Genomic DNA, 1,596 nt, shown 5'->3' on the forward strand with positions numbered 1-1,596 from the left:
CGCACGCTGGTCATCGGCGCCGGTCCGATCGGCCTCGGCACGGCGCTGTTTGCACGCATCGCCGGGCTCGACGTCGGCCTGCTCGACATGAGCACCGAGCGGCTCCGTTTCGCCGAAAGCGAGCTGGGTTTTGCCGCGCTCGACGGCTCGAAAGCGCCGGCGGCCGAACCGGTGCGGCAGGCGACCGGCGGCGAAGGCTTCGACATCGTGTTCGACGCCACCGGCAACACGCAGTCGGTGCAATCGGCCTTCGCCCATGTCGCGCATGGCGGCACACTGGTGCTGGTCAGCGTCGTCAAGGACGACATCACCTTCTCCGACCCCGAATTCCACAAGCGTGAGATGACCCTGGTCGGCAGCCGCAATGCGCTCCGTGCCGATTTCGACCACGTCGCCGCCTCGATCCGGAACGGCGCCGTGCCGCTGGCGAAGCTCGTCACGCATCGCACGACGCTTGGCGAAACACCACGTGATCTTGCGCGATGGGCGCATGAGAAATCCGGGCTGATCAAGGCCGTCATCGAGGTCGGGTGAGACGCGACTAATCGTTGACCGACAGCTTGAGCTCCACCCTCTCCGCCGGGAAACGCGACTCGGCGAACTGGATCGGCTGGCCGTCGAGCGTGACGTTCACGGCAACGGTGACCAGCACGATGGCGCCGGGCTGGAGGTCGAGATCGGCAAGGTCGTCCGCATCGGCGTGACGCGCCGACAGCACCGTTGAGTGCCTCAGATAATCGTTGATGGCGAAGCGCTTGAGCGAGGCGGTGATCGATCCCGTCTCAGCCATCGTCGTCTCGATGCCGGCAAAGCGCTTGGCGTCGAACCATGTCGTCGCCCGCGACACCGGATGCCCGTCGGCCTCGCCGCGCGTTTCCAGACGGATCACGGCGGATCCTCTGGCAATGCCGAGCGCCTCGGCGATGCGCCGGTTGGCCGGCTCCGTCGATGACGAAAGCAAGGCGATATGGCGTTCGGTCGTCTGGCCCTGAAGCCCTGTCGAAAAGCGCGTGCGCGCGCCGATCGGATAGGACAGACGCTTGCGCGACAAGACGAAGGTGCCGCGCCCCTGCTCGGCCCTCAGCACGCCTTCCTGCACCAGCGCGGCAATGGCGTTGCGCACCGTGTGGCGGTTGACGCCGTAGCGCTCTGCCAGCGCAACCTCAGGCGGCAGCGCCGCATTCTCCACGAAATCGCCATTCGCGATTCCCTGCAGGATCCTGTCGGCGATCTGCCGCCACAGCGATACGCCGTTGCGCCTCTCGATGCTGCTCGCCAGCCCGATCATCTCCCCACCCCAACGTCTTCCCGCTAACTTTTGCGCCTCTTGTCATCCACCCGTCATGGACTCCCGCTAACTGGTGAGTATAATTTGTATAGTTGTCTATATCAATAGACAAATTATCTATGCGAGGAGCGAAAGCGATGCGAGGACAGGAAGCGCGCGAGCAGGCCGAGCGGAAGGCTGTGATGGCGACGCTGGCGCACGCAGCGCCCGATGAGATCGCGCGGCTTTGGAGCGGCTCCGGCCTGCCCTCGGAAGCCGAACTGCTGCGCGGCCCGGCAACCGGATTGGTGACGGTGCGCGGGCGGATC

The 1,596-nt window shown here is 65.5% G+C and carries 2 protein-coding genes; one reads left to right on the forward strand and one right to left on the reverse strand.

Annotated features, from left to right (window positions below):
* Window positions 1-534, forward strand: a 534-nt coding sequence (locus DH10_RS33755; protein WP_192385826.1) for a zinc-binding dehydrogenase, incomplete at its 5' end; no start/stop codon positions are given.
* Between the two features lie 7 nt (window positions 535-541).
* On the opposite strand, the gene phnF is transcribed toward DH10_RS33755, so the two are convergent.
* Entirely contained in the window at window positions 542-1,288 is a 747-nt protein-coding gene (phnF, locus tag DH10_RS33760) for a phosphonate metabolism transcriptional regulator PhnF (protein ID WP_192253151.1), read from the reverse strand.
* Between the last annotated feature and the right edge of the window lie 308 nt (window positions 1,289-1,596).

The sequence above is a fragment of the Mesorhizobium silamurunense genome, from assembly GCF_014843825.1.
Lineage (GTDB): Bacteria > Pseudomonadota > Alphaproteobacteria > Rhizobiales > Rhizobiaceae > Mesorhizobium > Mesorhizobium silamurunense.

Bases quoted from the DNA above. Each gene is read 5' to 3' on its own strand.
- phnF (WP_192253151.1), bottom strand. From the start codon at position 1,288: ATGATCGGGCTGGCGAGCAGCATCGAGAGGCGCAACGGCGTATCGCTG.